This is a genomic window from Myxococcus sp. RHSTA-1-4, assembly GCF_020037125.1.
Taxonomy (GTDB): domain Bacteria; phylum Myxococcota; class Myxococcia; order Myxococcales; family Myxococcaceae; genus Myxococcus.
Map to the genome: position 1 here is coordinate 120,164 of NZ_JAIQDG010000016.1, position 14,337 is coordinate 134,500.

Genomic DNA, 14,337 nt, shown 5'->3' on the forward strand with positions numbered 1-14,337 from the left:
GCTCGGGACGGCTCAGGAGCGGGCCCCGGTGGACAGATAGAAGGCGAAGGCGCCGTAGCCCACCACCTCGGTACGCGCGCCCCCGGTGTCGCCCGAACTGCGCAGGTCCAGCAGCCGGGGCTGGAGGTCCCGCTTCCGGGCCGCCAGCAACAACCCGCAGATGGCCGCCGCGCCGCAGGCGCTCCCCGCGTCCAGCGAGCTGTCGAGCGCGAGCACCCGCTCCGCGGTATTCCGGTCCACGGCCCGGGCGTCCTCGTAGGGCAGGTAGTGCGACAGGTCCGAGGTGACGACCGGCAGCACGTCGGAGTCCCACAGCGCGTCGAGTACCTCCGCCACCTCCTCGGCGTGCGCGGTGCCCACCAGCAGGGGCAGCACGCTGAAGCGCCCCAGCACACGCTGCAGGAAGGGGAGCTGTACCTCCAGCGCGTACTCCGCCTTGTGGGCCCGGGTGGATGCCGTCACCTGCCGGAACGCCGACGCGCGCTGGCGCAGGTCCTCGTCCAGCGGCACCTCGCCCAGGGGCGTGCAGAGCACGTCCACGTCCGGCCAGACCAGCCCGCGCAGCGGGAGGAAGTGGCACGGCCCCATGAGCAGCACGCGGGACGTCCTGTCCGCTGGCCCCCGCAACGTGGCGTAGGCGCTGGCCGCTACCGGCCCTGAGTACGCATAGCCGGCATGTGGGACGATGAGCGCCGCGGACCTGTCATCGGCTGACACGGCGGCGTCATCGAGCCACCCGTCCACCTGGGCGGCCAGGTCGGAAGGACTGGCGGGATAGAAGGAGCCCGCCGCCGCGGGAGGGCGTACACGAGGCATGGTCCTCCAACCGGTGGTTCCGATGGGGTCCTTTGCCAAGGATGACATGCGGCGGCCCCGGCCTCCCAGCCGGGCCACTGCCGGGCGGGCGGGAATTGATGGGAATCACACCCATGACGGGCACGCCCGGGGCCGCGAGCGACGCCGAAGTGGCGGCGATTCACGGCCACCGCGGGCCGGCTGGCGCAGGCGGGCGGAGGTGGCCCGGGGGGCGGGAGCGCGCCCGTGTAATCCGTTGACGCGGTATTGCGCACAGGGGGGACGAAAAAAGGGTGTTTCGCCTTGTCCTTTGGCTAGAAGGGCCGCCGAGCGCCCGGGATGGTAGGCCGGGCTTACGCAACGGAGGGACGCTTCATGCAGGCAAACAAGTGGCAGTTCCTGGCCGCGGTGGCCGGGCTCATGGTGTCGCTGAACGCGGGTGCGCAGGAGACGGGCGGCGGTTTCGGCAGCCCCGGGCGGATTGTCATCAGCGCGGATGCTTCCGCGAGCCTGGGCTACGCCACGTACGGTAATTCCGACGCCGGCTTCTTCACCCTGGAGCCGAGCGCGGACTACTTCATCAAGCAGAACCTCTCTGTCGGTACCGCGCTTCGCATTCGCGCCCTCTTCGGCGACGCGGACGCCACGGCCATCGGCCTGAACGTGCGCGGCGGCTACAACATCCCCATCGGTGACCGGGTGTCGGTGTGGCCGAAGCTCGGCCTGTCGCTGAACCTCGGGGACGAGGAGCTGCTGCCCCTGGGCAACGTCCTGCCCACCGACTCCACGCTGGTGTTCGACGCGTACGCGCCCTTCCTCTTCCACCTCGGCTCCAACTTCTTCGTGGGCGGCGGGCCCCGCCTGGAGCTGGGCATCGGCGATGACGTCGGCGTCGTGTTCGGCGTCTTCACCACCGTCGGCGGCCACTTCTAAGACGTGGATGTGAAGTGAAGCCCGGGCCCCGGGCGTGACGGTGAGGTCTCCGTCGCGCGCCGGGGCCTGTCATTTCGTGCTCAGTGGCACCGCCAGCAGCCCCGGTGCCGCTCGCCGGGGGCCGCGCCGCAGGAGAGGTTCTGCGCGGTGCTCACCAGGGCCAGGTGGCTGAAGGCCTGCGGGAAGTTGCCCACCATGCGGCGGGCCCGGGGCTCGTACTCCTCGGACAGCAGGCCCACGTCGTTGCTCAGCCCCAGCAGGCGCTCGAACAGCTCGCGGGCCTCGTGTTCGCGGCCCAGCAACATCAGCGCGTCCGCCAGCCAGAAGCTGCAGGCCACGAAGACGCCTTCGCCCGGGGGCAGGCCGTCCCGCGTCTCGTGCGTGTGGTAGCGGCGCACCAGCCCGTCGTGGCACAGCTCGCGCTGCACGGCCTCCACGGTGCCCCGGACGCGCGGGTCCTCCGGCGGGAGGAAGCCCACCAGGGGAATCATGAGCAGGCTCGCGTCCAGCGCGGCGCCCCCGAAAGTCTGGGTGAAGGTGTTGCGGCGGGCGTCGTACCCGCGCTCGCAGACCTCCGCGTGCATCCGGTCTCTCAGCGCCGTCCAGTGCGCCATCTGCTCGCCGCCCACGCCCCGCAGCGCGGCGGCCTTCACCGCCCGGTCCAGCGCCACCCACGCCATCACCTTCGAGTGGGTGAAGTGCTGCCGGCCTCCGCGCACCTCCCAGATGCCCTCGTCCGGCTCGAGCCAGCGCTTTTCCAGGCAGCGAAGCAGGTGGACGGCCACGTCCCAGCCCTCCGGGTGCGGCGGCATGCCGCGCAGGCGGGCCTGGTAGAAGCAGTCGAAAATCTCCCCGAAGACGTCGAGCTGGAGCTGGCCCGCTGCGGCGTTGCCGATGCGCACCGGGCGCGAGTCCTCGTAGCCCGGGAGCCAGGGCAGCTCCACCTCGGTGAGGCGGCGCTCTCCGGCGAGGCCATACATGATTTGCAGCTCGTCCGGCTCGCCGGCCACCGCGCGCAGCAGCCAGTCGCGCCACGCGAGGGCCTCCTGCGTGTAGCCGGCGTTGAGCAGGGCGAGGAGGGTGAGGGTGGCGTCGCGCAGCCAGCAGTAGCGGTAGTCCCAGTTGCGGACGCCGCCCAGGCGCTCGGGCAGGGACGTGGTGGGCGCGGCGACGAGGCCGCCCGTGGGCGAGTAGGTGAGCGCCTTGAGGGTGATGAGAGAGCGCACCACCTGGGGGCGCCAGCAGCCCGTGAAGGTGCACTGGCCGACCCACTGGTGCCACCACCGCTGGGTCTCCACCAGCGCGGCGATGGGGTCCGGGCGCCCGGGAGGTGACAGGTGCGACGGGTACCAGGAGAGGATGAGCGGCACGCGCTCGCCCTGGCGGAGGACGAAGTCCGCCACCACGCCCGAGTTCTCCGCGCGCAGCGGCAGGTCCGCGTGCAGGAAGAGGGCGTCCGGGCCGGCCTTGGTGGTGGCGCCGCCGGGGGACACGTTGAGCCACGGGGTCCGGTCGCCGTAGCCGAAGCGGGGCGCCAGCTCCATGCGCATCGGCACCTCTCCGGAGACGCCCTCCACGATGCGGATGAGCTCCGGTGAGTTGGAGCGCACGGGCATGAAGTCGAAGAGGCGCACGGTGCCGGTGTCCGTGTGCAGCTCCGTCTCCAGGATGAGGGTGTCGGGCTGGTAGCGGCGGCGCACGTCGCGCACGGGAAGGCGGGGGGCGACGCGCCAGCGGCCGTGCTCCATGTTGCCGAGCAGCGCGGCGAAGCAGGCCTCCGAGTCGAAGCGGGGCCAGCACAGCCAGTCGATGGAGCCGTCGCGGCCCACCAGGGCGGCGCTCTGGGTGTCTCCGATGAGGGCGTACGCTTCGAGGGGCAGCGCCATCCATGAAAGGTAACCCTGCCCGGGCAAGGGCGCGAGCAGGGGAGCAGGGGCCCACCGGCCCGCCGTGAGGGCCAGCGCGCATTCCGGCGGGTGGCTCATTGAGGCAGCCGGAGCGCGACGCCCTCATCCTCCGTGGTGGCGGCGAGGTCCACCCGCGTCTCCTCCACGCCGCCACTCGCGGCCGTCGCGTTGCCCCGGTGGGACAGCCGCAGGCCGAGATGGATGGAGCGCTCCCGCGTGCAGGGGGCGTAGAGGAGGAGGAGGTTGGCCACCTCGGTCGCGACGTGCGGGGAGACCTGCCGGAGCGTGTGCCCACGGCCCGAGCGGATGACGTGCGAGCGCGTCAGCTCCAGGCCCACCATGCGCCCGTTGCGCACGCGCGCCTCGAGGTCCACGCCCACGGTTCCGTCCGTGGGCACCTGCACGGCGCCGAGCAACTCCCGGATGCCCGCGGCGATGTCGTCGGAGGTCTGCCGGGGCGAGAGCGCTCCCTGGCGAAGGGGCAGCGTCCGGGCGCCGGTGGGACGGAACGACTGGATGAAGTCGCTCGAGTCGACCTGCCAGGAGGACTCGCTCCGCCGCAGCGTCAGCGACACCTCGCGAGCGGGGTGCTTCATGGCCGCCACGAGCGCCGCCGTCACCTTGCTTTGTGTGCCCGCGGCGTCGGTGGCGGGCTTGCCCTGCCGCCCGCCCCGGTTCTCGGCCACGAAGCCCACGAGGGTGAGCGCGCCCTGCTCGGACCAGAAGGTGAACCGGAGCTGGGAGTCCATGTCGCGCACGCTGCTGGCCAGGGCCCAGACGCGCGCGGCGACCCGGGCGGCCTCCTCGCGGCCCGCCTGCGTGTCGATGTGAGGTGGTCGCTCGGGGTCCAGGTCGCCGGCACCGGAGCCTCCCGTGCCCGGAGGTGTGCTCGCGCAGCCCGTGACGAGGGCGAGGAGCAGCACCGCGCCCGGGAGGGCCCGTGCCATGGAAGGACACTGGAAGGGACGCGGGGACATGACACACCTCCGCCGAGCGGGACGTGCCCGGGTGATTCGAGCCCTGGGGGCAAAGGAAGCGTCGGACAGGGCTCTTCAGAGGTAGAGACGCCGCGGGGAGCAATCCCCTGACCGAACGGCACTTGCGGACGGGGTGACTGTTCGTTGAGTCACGCCGCGGTGGTGGTGTCTGTGCTCGCGGGCAAGCCGAAGCCGCGTTGGATGTGCTTCAGGTTCGCGAGCGCGTGGCCCGTCGCGAGCGGGTGGACTTGCCGAGGCATCGTTGGAAGGCGGGGCCCAGGACGTACTCGAGACTGCGCTCATCGGCACTTGCGGGCTGGGTGAAGCGCGACCGCATCCCGTGCTCCCGGAGGGTGTCCAGCCATGCGAGAGCTTCCGACGAGGGGACCTGCCGGCGGAGGAGGGCGAAATAGAAGTAGGCGTACTCGTCCGCCAGGCAGGTGGCGAAGGTGATGGGGTCGTCGGAGTTGATGGAGATCATCAGCTCCGACGAGGCGTCCCGTGGTTCTCGTGCTTCCTGGCCGGGAGGTTCGCTGGCTTGAGGTGAGTAGCCCGCCATCCGGAGCACCGGGTGGTCGTCCACTCCAAGCAGGTCCGCGATCAGCAGGTTGCTCGAAGGGTTGGCCTCCACGGTGACCTCGAGCCGCGCGAGCTGGGAGCACAGCCAGTGCTGGACCTCCTGGAGGAAGACCACCTCCCCTTCGTCCGCGCGGACCTCCACCAGCTCCTGTCCCCGGCGGAAGAGGCCGACGTCCGTGAGGTATGCCAGGACGAGGTGTTCCGGCCCCTTGAGCGAATGCACGGTCCGGCGGTCGGGAAAGCCCAACCACTGGAGGACCTCGGGCTGATGCCGCAGGCGTCGAGCCTCTCGCAGGGTGTCCAGGTCGACGTGCGCTTCCGCGCTGTAGATGCGGCGAGCCAGCGTCAGGGCTTCCGTGCGTACACGCTCGATGCGGCGCGCGGGGGCGCCCACTTCTCCCGAGCCGTATCGGTCCAGCTCCCAGAGCAGGTCCTCCAGCCGCTCCTCGGCGGGCTGGACGACGACTCCGGACGCAGTGGCCCAGCGGCGTGGGTCGGTTCCCAGCGCCAGGCCATGCCCGAGCCTGTCCCCATTCTGGAGCAGCCCTGCTTCCTTCAGCTCATGGATGCGGCGCAGTCCCTCCACGAGGCGTGAGAACTCCTCCCCCGCGTGACAGGTCAACCGCAGGGGGCCCGTCTGCCACGTGGGCTGCTTGCGAGCGAGCGCGGCGGAGATGTCGACCGAGGTCTCCCGAAGGATGGATAGCAGGGGCGCCACGGCCCAGGTGGGGATGGCGAGCTCCGTGCTGGCCACGTCCAGGCCGCGGGTCAGCAGGAGCAGCTCCGGGTGGTGGAAAAGGGCCGTCTGGAGGGCGAGGGCCTCCCGGCGCCGATGGCGGAACCACACGCCGAAGCGGAAGCCGGCGGGGTCTCCGCTCGGGTCCGCGTGGAGGTGGCGACGCAAGCCGAGCTTGTGCTCGCGCTCCTTGATGAAGTGGAAGATGAGCCCGAGTTCCGGAGCAGGGGCGCCGGCCGGACGCGGTGTCATTCCGACGCCCGCGCAGGCGAGGCGGCGCACCTCGTCGCGGACCTCTGTCCAGGACGAGGGAGGCGCCGTGCGCGTTTCGAGCGCCGCCAGGGCGAGGCCTCTTGACTGGTGGTGCACCGCCGCCTGGAAGCGCAGCTCCTCCAGCGGGCCGCGGAGAGGAGAGAGCCGGCGGTAGTGGCGGCCGAACCAGTCCAGGCCGGAGGTGCCGGGCTCCTGGATGAGGTGGGCGTGGACGAGGCCACGGATGCGCTCGTACTGCCAGAAGAGCTCGGCGAAGCGGGTGTCCCCTCGGCCTGTATGCAACAGGTAGTGCAGCGCGCGGACGGTGAAGAGCGTCTCCGGGCAGGCCCCACCAGGGGCGGGTCGCAGCCATGCCGCGAGCGGGTCCGTCTCGCGCAGGCCGTCGAGTGTGTCCGGTGGCGTGTGGGAGCCCGCGTTCGTCAGGAGGGCGTACAGCCGGCGGGTGTAGGCGAAGGGGATGTGCTCGACGGTGCCATGCAGGAAGGCGAGGACTCGGGAGCACAGGCGCAGACAGTCGGTTGCGCCGGAGGGCCAGCGCAGGCGCGCGCAGAGGGCGGGGAGCTCTTGGGCCTCGAAGCCCGCGAAGCCTCCCGGGAAGGCACCGCGCTCCTTCTTCCAGAGGAACGCCGCGAACAGGACGCGGGCGACCGCAGCGGTGAGCAGCCTGCTTCGGAGTCCTTCTCCGTTTCCGAAGGGGGAGCCCGCATCGACCTGGAGTTTGTCCAGCTCTGGCCCGCTGCGGCACAGCCAGCTCATCCAGGTGGTCCACAGCAGCGGGAAGCCGAAGGCGGCTCCGACGTGGAGGTGCGTCTCCGCGACGGGGCGCTGGAGGAGTCGCTCCAGGTGGGCGGTGGCGAGCGCCACGTCGTCGCCAGGAGGCGCCGTGCCGTTTGGGGCATGGAGCGCCGCGACGAGCAGGTCGGCGGGCAGGCGTAGCCCCAGCCAGCGCCAGTGGGCGGCGCGGTCCGCGATGTCGGTGGTGGAGGTGTGGTTGTCGCGGCGGAGCGCCACCCGGGTGCCGGCGCGCACGAGGTAGCGCTGCGCGAGCTGGACTGCATAGTCCGCGAGCGCGACCGCCGTGGTGTTACCGGGCTCTGCTCCGAACCAGGCTCGGTCTCTCAGCGCGGAGAGACTCGAGAGGGAGCGCCCGCCGGAGCGCAGGCGCAGGTGGGCTTCCAGCTCCGAGGCGAGAGAGGCCGTCGGAGCGTCCAATATCCCCACGGCTGCACGCCCCAGCCGCGTGGTGCGATGACGCAACGCCGCGTTCGAGCACAGCGGCCAGGCCTCGGCTTCGGCGAGCAGGCGCGAGTGGGGAACCTCGTGGGGCATGAATGCCTGTGCCTCGTGGCTCAATCAGAGGGGAAGTGGGCTGGGGGCATCCCATTTGCCGAAGACCTTGACCCAGGGATGGTCGGGGAAGGTGTTGTCGATATTCATGAGGAACTCATCCACCAGAGCCTCTGAAATACCCATACTCAGCAAGCGGTTCCTGCGCCACCGGGGCTGCCCCTCGCGGAACTCTCTCCAGTTTCGAGCAGTCCGATCCTCGTCCTCATCTGACTGCGGTGTTGAGAGGGCGTCCAAAATGGCGGCGGCTGCTGAAGGCGACAGTCCAGCTTCGGGAGTGGCCATGGACCAGAGGGAGTTGCGCCATCCATTGTAGAGAGCTGCCCGCTGCACGCTCATGCCCTTGGGAGTGTGAGGGGGCTGGAGCAGCGCTCGCCAGTCCTGCGTCGATGTCCTCAGCTTCAGATTCTGGTAGATGCCTCCACGAGCTTGCAGTCCTTGGCACACGGAGAAGAGCCAATACGCCAATGCATCCATGATGCGAAGGTCCGCAGAGGTATCCCTGTCGGCGGTTGCTGATTGCGCGAATCGTACGGCCTCCAGCCAGCTCTGCTCCAGGGCCTCCCACTCGAATAGTGCCGGCCACCTGGGAACAGGCCATGGGTGGAGGCGGGGACCTTTCTTGAATCGGAGTTCGACCCCTCTCCAGCCAATGGGGGACATCAAGGACTCGTCGGAATTCTCGCTGAGATCCTGTTCGTGGTCATAAGCCATGCGGAGCAGTGCTTCCATGGCGTGAGTGGCACCAGGGCTGCCCGACAGCATTCGTAGGAATGGCTGCGAAGTGCCCTGTAATAGGTGCACGCTGGCCGTGAGTTGCTTCGGAATCCTGAACGAAAGAACGGAGTCCTCCGCCAATATCTGCTCCCTCTTCTGGTTCAGTTGCCGCTGAAGTGATTCCGCGATGCGCAACCGACCTTCGGTAAGGGTGAGGGCGTCCGCCAGTGCTGAGTCACCTACCGTGTCGCAAGCCACTTTCCACAGCCGGGCCAGCGCGGGGGCGCCCGCATCAGTGATTCGCGTGAAGGGCTCCACCTGCTCTCTCATCCGTTGGAGCATGGGGACGGGCGCCTGCCCCAACCACTCCGTGCGAAGAGAGGTCACGTATGAACCCAAGGAAGGGTTGTGGGTGCCCTCGCCCAAGACGCCTTCCAGGAACGGAAGGCGGATGTTCCTGAGTGTTTCGCGGAAGTTGTTCACGACCTCATTTCGATTCGGCGTTGCGTCCTCTCCTTCAACCCAAAGCCGGAACTCATGGGTGGGGAACTGCTCGTCGATGCTTAGGACGAATGCCTCGATGCGCGCGGCTTGGAGTGCTTGGTTGCGTTCATGTGCGAAGCTCCGTGCGACCCGGTCACGTCGCGCGGTCCGGAGTGCCTGACGCGCCTGTCTCCACCTCCCCTTGAACGCAGCCAGCATCGCTTTCAGCAGGGCATTGGCCGCCTCAGGAGGAAGCATGGACTCAGGAGCGCTCAACAGCCCCGCGCGGCCGAGAGCCCATTCCACCAGGGCATGCTGGCGTTCCGTGCCGGGTTCAAGTTGGGCTATGCGTGCGAGCTTGTCGGCGATGGCGGTCCATGAAGAGGGGTCTTCAGTGTCGGGCCCGGAGGGAGCCGTCTCCTCGCCGCCAACCTTCAGCACCACGCTGAGGAATGCCTTCGCCATCCGCTCCACGACGTGCGGGTCTGGCGGAACGGAGAAGATGAGCGCGGTGTCCCACTCCGCACGGAGCAGGTCGATGTCGAGGAACGAACTCCAATCCGGGAGAGGCCAGGCGAGGGTGTCTGGCCCTTCGACGGAGCGCTGGGGGAAGGTGACGTGGGCGAGGAGCGGTGTGGAAAGTCCGCTCGGAAGCAGGTCCGTTTTCGTGCCTCCGCCAGCATCCGCGAGCACGTCCGCGGCCAGCATGTACGCCGCCGTCACCTGTGCCGGCAGCTTGTTTGCACGACCGCCAGTGGCCACTTCGGCGCGAGCTGGCCGTTCAAAGGTGATGCGCGCCCCGGGAACCTCCACCTTGGAAGCTGTCTCCAACCTCCAGGTGACTTCGAGACCGGGGTCCACCTTCAATCGGGGGCGCTTGCCCTCGAGCCGCACCAGGGGCTCCAACTCCTGCCTCAATGCGCTGGGGACGCGTGCGTCCCTCACCGCCGTTTGCCAGATGAAGACGACCGCTTCTTCAACAGAGAGTAGAGTCTTCTCGCTGGATTTCAGCTCCGTGGCTACGTCCCACAGCGAGCGCATCCGGTCCGGTAATGCTTCGAGCACCTGGGACTCGGGTGGGAAGTAATCCGTGAGCGTCCCGGTGGTGCGTCCCGGAGGACGGGATTGCTTCTTGAGCACCTGGAAGGAGCCGAGAACCGATTCGAGGCGAGGCCCCTTCACCAATCTCTGGGCGGGGGCAATCGCCGGGAGTTCACAGCGGTGCGCCAGCGGAATGGCCTTCGCATAGACGTCCAGGGCGAGGCGCCGTCGCTGCTCCGGGTCAGGGTCCTGGGTCGACACGGGCCCCATCACGATGGTCGGCTTCCGGGGAGATTTCGGGGGAGGTGAACCGAGTGTGCTGAGGAACAGCTCGGTATCCCCGGTCAGCATGAACGCCAGCCGCGGATGCCAGAGCTTGCGCACCAACTCCAGCAGCGATCCCGCGAGTGCTGGATTCATGTCGGCGTCATCGACGGCGAGCAGGAACAGCGGGTGCGCGTCGGGTTTCCATCCGTTCTTGACGGGGTACTCCTTCACGAGCGCGTCCATGAACTCCCGAAAGACGCTGGCGACATCCAGGCGGCGCAGTTCCCCCTGTTCGACCTCCACGGCGAAGGCCTCTGCGTCCAGCTTCCCCTGGCGCTCACGCAGGTTGTCTTCCCAGCCGGACGCGGCGGTCCGGGCAAAGGTCCGCCAGCTCTTCCGGGCGCTGGACTCATGCTCGCCCCCCGGATGCCACGCGGCCTGTCCCAGCCTGGGGTGCTCCAGGGGCGTTTCCATCGACTCGACCACCCGCTCCAGGTTGGCCACCAGGTGGAACAGCAGGTGGGTGGAGTGAGGCAGCGGCTGCAAGTCCACCAATCCCACCGGAACGATGTGGTCGGCGGGCGTGAGCCAGCTCTCATATCCGGCGGGAACGGCGTTCTCGGTCAGCGCCCTGCCGTAGGCGTCCAGGAGCGTGACGAGCAGGGCCGACTTTCCCGAGCCGCGCGCGCCGTCGAGCAGCACGACCCGGTTGGTGCGGTTCTCGCGGTAGATGGTCGGGAGGTACGGGTGCGCTTCCGACTTCAGATGCGGGCGCTCCACCCGCTCCCGGGCCATGCCTCTGAGCAGGTGTGCCGCCCGCTCTCCAGCCCTGCGCTGCTCATCGGTCAGCTCATCGAACTTCAGTGGCATGGCCTCGGGCCGCGGTTCGATGAAGTCACTGCGTGATGCCGTCACGCTCCCCTCCCGGATTGCTTCCTGTGTCTCTTACTCTGGACAGGACGGGTTGCCAGATAAGTACTGGCTCAGGACGCGGATGCGTTTCGCGAGGTTGGGCGAACCCAGGTGACGGGGGGCGTCCGCCACCGCGAGGGCTCGCGTCACCACCCACCTGGCGTTCGGCGGCAAGGACTTCCGAAGTGGGCGTGGGCGACCCGGGGGCAGCCGGGGTCTGGAAAGTCTGGGCAGAGGTGGTTCGCAGAGTGGAATGAACGTTCATTCCACCTGTGCGTCGCTCCGGTGAACACGGGCGTGGAATGAGCGTTCATTCCACTGTCGCCCCGCTCCGAGCTGGTCATGGGAGCGGGGCGGCTGTGACCTCGGGGGCCGAGGGAGGCAGCCTACTCCCTTGAGCGTTCGGCCCATGTTGCCCGGTAGATGCTGTGGGCGGCCTCGGCCCATGGCCGGCTCATTGCACGAGGGCGTCATGTCCTGCCTGTCGTGCCCGCAGCGTGGGCAAGCCCCGGTCATGCGGAGCTCTCCTTCATGCTGAATGGGGTGGAGCCGACCCGGCAGCACTGGTGCCTGAATGTTCCGGTCGTGCCAGCCCAGGTTCAGCGCACGAAGGAGGCGAACGCGGCCTCCGTGACGAGACCGAACACGGCGGTCTGCGCCACGAGCCAGGCGTGCTCGGTGGTGCTCCAGGTCCGGAGTGACGCCGTAGCGCGCAACATGGGGAAGGTCGACAGCTCCAGGGCGAGCACGCCCAGGCCGAGCAGGACGCCGGGTGGGAGGGGCCCCTCGGGCGCGGCTTCCCGCGCGAGGGCCCAGCCGACGCCCAGCATTGGCCCGTAGATGGCGCGCATGGCATCACCCCAGCGGCGGGCCTGGACGGGGGACAGCTCCCGGTGAAGCGCGGAGCGTGCGAGTCGCGCGGCGATGTGGCGCGCGGCATATGGAGGTGGCCTGCCGAGCACCCGGTTGCGCAGCGCCACGAAGGCGCGGAGCGCCACGGTGCCGGTGACTCCGGCAATCAGTGCCTGGGGGAACATCGCGCCCATGCTCACAGCCCCGCGCCCTCATGGCGGCTCTTCCATGCGTGGTCATCCACGGAAAGGTGGGGCATGGACCCGGATGCCCTCAAGGGAGAGCAGGGAGCCAGGCTGCCCCCCGGCATTCCGCTCTCGTCATCAGTAGCCCAGCCCGAGTTTCTCTGCCTCCTCCGTCAGCGCATCCACGACCTTCTTCCGGCGCGCATCATCCTGGCGCTTGTAGGCGAGCAGGTCCTCGAACCGGATGCGCCGGTGTGTGCCGACGCGATGGAAGGGAATCGCTCCCTGGTCGAGCAGGCCGATGAGGTAGGGCCGCGAGACGTTCAGCAGGTTCGCGGCCTCCTGGGTGGTCAGCTCCGCATGGATGGGGACGATGGTCACCGCATGTCCCTGCGCCATCTGCTCCAGGATGCGGACGAACAGCTCGAACGCCTCGCGTGGGATCGTGACGCTCTCGGCGTGCGACTCCCCCTCTGGCTGGATGCTGAATCGGGATGCCTGCCGCTTCCGGGTCTTCCGCAGAAGCGGGGCGAGCATCCGCGCGGCACGGGCTGCCTCCCGCGCGCCTTCTTCGCCGGGGGAGGCAACCCCCCGAAGGTCCACTCCGACTCCCATGTGACTTCTCCTGATGGAGGGCGCTCGTGGCCCGAACAAACGAAATATCCGCAATATTCGCAGCAAGTGCAACCCCACCGCCGGGCCCTGGTTGCCTGGGTAGAGGAGGACGTCAGAGGTAGGGTCTAGGCTCCAGCCGCCATGGCCTTCATCGCGGTCTACGACGCTTGTGTCCTCTTCCCACCTCCGCTCCGCGACCTGCTCGTCCGCCTTGCGCTGACAGGCCTCTTTCAAGCGAAGTGGACCGGACAGATTCTCGACGAGTGCTTTCGGAACATCTCCACGCAACGCCCCGACTTGAAGCCGGAGCTACTGGCGCGCAGCCGCCAACTTCTGGAGCTGGCCATTCCGAACTGGCGGGTGCAGGGCTACGACTCCCTCATCGAGGGGGTGACAGGGCTTCCGGACCCCGATGACCGGCACGTGCTCGCCGCCGCCATCCGGTGCGGTGCCCAGGTCATCGTCACCTTCAACTTGAGGGACTTCCCATCGAAGGTGCTGGCTCGATTCGACATCGAGGCGCAGCACCCGGATGATTTCGTGCGGAACCTTCTCGACCTGGATGAACCCGCCGTGGTCCGGGTGGTTCAGGAGCAGGCCGCCGCCCTCAAGAACCCTCGCAGGACGGCCGTGGAGCTTCTGGGGGTGTTGCGCCAGCAAGGTCTGTTCGACTCGGTAGCGAAACTCGCGCGACTGCTCGGCCCCTGAGGGCGCGGAGTCATTCCCCGAACACCGTCTCCGCCGTGAGCCCCAGCAGCCCCGGATACGTGAGCTGTCCGTGGTGGCCGATGATGTGCTGGTACACCGGCACGCGCACCGTCAGCCCCAGCTGCACGCGGCCCACGGGGTACGCCAGCCCGCCGCCCATGAGCACGTCCGTGCGGCCCAGGTTCCCATCCTGCTGCACGCGCCCGTCCCACCGCTCCGGCTGCTCGTTGGCCAGGTCCGCGCCCACGCTCAGCCGCAGCGCTCCCACCACGGGCACCTCGCCCGAGACGCCCACCGCGAACCGGTGACCGTTCCGGTATCCGAACCGGTTCTCCGCCAGCGAGAGCTGCGCCTGCCCCCAGGCCCGAGCGCTCCACCCGCCGTCCCACCGCCGCTCCGCCTCCAGCGCCAGCAGCGGCTGCACCGTCCCCGTGCCGAACTGCACGTGCTGGTGCTCCTGCCCCGCGTCGCCCAGCGCGAACGGGTTCTCCACCGTGCCGCCCAGCGGCACCGTGAGCCCTGCCCGCGCCACCAGCGACACGTCTCCCAGCCCGAGGGCATACCGCGCCCGCACCCACGGGTCCGCCAGCCCGAACAGCGTCTCGTTCCGGTGGTGGATGTTCACGTAGTCGAGCGACACCGGCGTCCCGTCCAGCCTCCGGAACTGCACCGTCGTGTGGTTCAGCCGGATGGGGAACTGCACCTCCAGCCCCCACGTCTCCGTCAGCCCGTACTCCACCCGCGCGCGCAGCTCGCCCAGGGAGAAGCGCTGGTCATGCAACTGCGGCGGCTCATCCCGCTCGGCGCAGATGGGGCCGATGTCCGGACAGTACGACTCGTGCACCACGCGCACGGACGTGGCCATCAGGCCCAGCGACACCGCCGTCTGGCCCGCCTTCAACCCCGTCTGTGCATTCCCCCCGACCGGGAGGTTGGGATTGCTTCAACCCGCGCACGCGGAGGCCCGGCCCGGCACCGCCAGTGCGAGCAGCCCCGCCGCCACCGCCAGC

The 14,337-nt window shown here is 69.1% G+C and carries 10 protein-coding genes; 2 read left to right on the top strand and 8 right to left on the bottom strand.

The genetic code is table 11. The annotated features are described in order from the left end of the window. Positions 1 to 12 precede the first annotated feature (12 nt). Positions 13 to 816 carry an AmmeMemoRadiSam system protein B gene (gene amrB, locus K8638_RS22140; RefSeq protein ID WP_223756568.1) on the bottom strand — a complete coding sequence of 268 codons (804 nt, stop codon included), beginning with the start codon at positions 814 to 816 and terminating at the stop codon, positions 13 to 15. Positions 817 to 1,170: 354 nt separating this feature from the next. Between amrB and K8638_RS22145 the strand changes: the two genes are divergently transcribed. Further along, positions 1,171 to 1,728 (top strand): hypothetical protein, encoded by a 558-nt coding sequence (locus tag K8638_RS22145; RefSeq protein WP_223756569.1) that lies wholly within the window; start codon positions 1,171 to 1,173, stop codon positions 1,726 to 1,728. A gap of 80 nt (positions 1,729 to 1,808) precedes the next feature. On the opposite strand, the gene K8638_RS22150 is transcribed toward K8638_RS22145, so the two are convergent. The 6 genes from K8638_RS22150 to K8638_RS22175 form a co-directional block, all read right to left on the bottom strand. Beyond that, positions 1,809 to 3,614, bottom strand: a complete 1,806-nt coding sequence (locus K8638_RS22150) for a glycoside hydrolase family 15 protein (protein ID WP_223756570.1) — start codon at positions 3,612 to 3,614, stop codon at positions 1,809 to 1,811. A 95-nt stretch (positions 3,615 to 3,709) separates the two neighbouring features. Continuing rightward, the gene (locus K8638_RS22155; protein ID WP_223756571.1) at positions 3,710 to 4,612 is read right to left on the bottom strand and encodes a hypothetical protein; all 903 of its coding nucleotides are present in this window, start codon (positions 4,610 to 4,612) and stop codon (positions 3,710 to 3,712) included. A 208-nt stretch (positions 4,613 to 4,820) separates the two neighbouring features. Further along, positions 4,821 to 7,529 (bottom strand): hypothetical protein, encoded by a 2,709-nt coding sequence (locus K8638_RS22160; protein ID WP_223756572.1) that lies wholly within the window; start codon positions 7,527 to 7,529, stop codon positions 4,821 to 4,823. A 24-nt stretch (positions 7,530 to 7,553) separates the two neighbouring features. Further along, the gene (locus tag K8638_RS22165) at positions 7,554 to 10,970 is read right to left on the bottom strand and encodes a hypothetical protein (RefSeq protein ID WP_223756573.1); all 3,417 of its coding nucleotides are present in this window, start codon (positions 10,968 to 10,970) and stop codon (positions 7,554 to 7,556) included. Positions 10,971 to 11,566: 596 nt separating this feature from the next. Then, positions 11,567 to 12,004, bottom strand: coding sequence for a hypothetical protein (locus K8638_RS22170; RefSeq protein ID WP_223756574.1), 438 nt, complete (start codon positions 12,002 to 12,004; stop codon positions 11,567 to 11,569). 138 nt (positions 12,005 to 12,142) lie between these two features. Beyond that, positions 12,143 to 12,619, bottom strand: a complete 477-nt coding sequence (locus K8638_RS22175; RefSeq protein ID WP_223756575.1) for a helix-turn-helix domain-containing protein — start codon at positions 12,617 to 12,619, stop codon at positions 12,143 to 12,145. 141 nt (positions 12,620 to 12,760) lie between these two features. Between K8638_RS22175 and K8638_RS22180 the strand changes: the two genes are divergently transcribed. Next, positions 12,761 to 13,327, top strand: coding sequence for a PIN domain-containing protein (locus K8638_RS22180; RefSeq protein ID WP_223756576.1), 567 nt, complete (start codon positions 12,761 to 12,763; stop codon positions 13,325 to 13,327). A 10-nt stretch (positions 13,328 to 13,337) separates the two neighbouring features. Here the strand turns inward: K8638_RS22180 and K8638_RS22185 are convergent, their stop codons facing one another. Next, positions 13,338 to 14,228, bottom strand: coding sequence for a hypothetical protein (locus K8638_RS22185; protein WP_223756577.1), 891 nt, complete (start codon positions 14,226 to 14,228; stop codon positions 13,338 to 13,340). Between the last annotated feature and the right edge of the window lie 109 nt (positions 14,229 to 14,337).

Bases quoted from the DNA above. Each gene is read 5' to 3' on its own strand.
- amrB (WP_223756568.1), bottom strand. From the start codon at position 816: ATGCCTCGTGTACGCCCTCCCGCGGCGGCGGGCTCCTTCTATCCCGCC.
- K8638_RS22145 (WP_223756569.1), top strand. From the start codon at position 1,171: ATGCAGGCAAACAAGTGGCAGTTCCTGGCCGCGGTGGCCGGGCTCATG.
- K8638_RS22150 (WP_223756570.1), bottom strand. From the start codon at position 3,614: ATGGCGCTGCCCCTCGAAGCGTACGCCCTCATCGGAGACACCCAGAGC.
- K8638_RS22155 (WP_223756571.1), bottom strand. From the start codon at position 4,612: ATGTCCCCGCGTCCCTTCCAGTGTCCTTCCATGGCACGGGCCCTCCCG.
- K8638_RS22160 (WP_223756572.1), bottom strand. From the start codon at position 7,529: ATGCCCCACGAGGTTCCCCACTCGCGCCTGCTCGCCGAAGCCGAGGCC.
- K8638_RS22170 (WP_223756574.1), bottom strand. From the start codon at position 12,004: ATGTTCCCCCAGGCACTGATTGCCGGAGTCACCGGCACCGTGGCGCTC.
- K8638_RS22175 (WP_223756575.1), bottom strand. From the start codon at position 12,619: ATGGGAGTCGGAGTGGACCTTCGGGGGGTTGCCTCCCCCGGCGAAGAA.
- K8638_RS22180 (WP_223756576.1), top strand. From the start codon at position 12,761: ATGGCCTTCATCGCGGTCTACGACGCTTGTGTCCTCTTCCCACCTCCG.